1 protein-coding gene and 1 other RNA gene (1 of these 2 only partly in view) are annotated in these 429 nt (G+C 48.0%); both read left to right on the forward strand.

Annotated elements, in window-relative coordinates:
- The first annotated feature begins 61 nt into the window (after positions 1-61).
- Positions 62-325 (forward strand): hypothetical protein, encoded by a 264-nt coding sequence (locus B3182_RS01835; RefSeq protein ID WP_292751312.1) that lies wholly within the window; start codon positions 62-64, stop codon positions 323-325.
- Between the two features lie 24 nt (positions 326-349).
- Positions 350-429, forward strand: an RNA gene (gene rnpB, locus B3182_RS01840) — RNase P RNA component class A; it runs 512 nt beyond the window's last position.

The raw sequence follows: 429 nt of genomic DNA on the forward strand, positions 1-429 counted from the left end.
GGATATGTAGACAGTCTTTGGTGGCGATCGAAAAGCATGTCTGGCACGTGAGCTGACCAAAATGTTTGAAACCATTGTCACCTTGCCTTTGGCAGAGTTAGTGGACGTTGTTATCAATGATGCTAATCACCAAAAAGGCGAGATTGTGTTGCTGGTTGAGGGGCAGGCGGCAGTTGTCGATAGCGATGAGGCGGAAGAGGTCAGAGTGTTACAAATCCTGCTAGATGAGGTGTCTTTAAAACAGGCTGCTGCCATTACAGCCTCCATTCTCGGTATCAAGAAAAACAAAGCCTATGAAATGGCGTTGAAACTTCAGCAAAAATAATGCTGCTCCGGTAAAATAGTGCGTTGAGATGGCCAGACAATCGCGCTTGCAAAAGTGAGGAAAGTCCGGGCTCCAAAGGGTAAGGTGCCAGGTAACGCCTGGGG

The sequence above is a fragment of the Methylophaga sp. UBA4204 genome (assembly GCF_002379485.1).
In the GTDB taxonomy this organism is placed as follows: Bacteria; Pseudomonadota; Gammaproteobacteria; order Nitrosococcales; family Methylophagaceae; genus Methylophaga.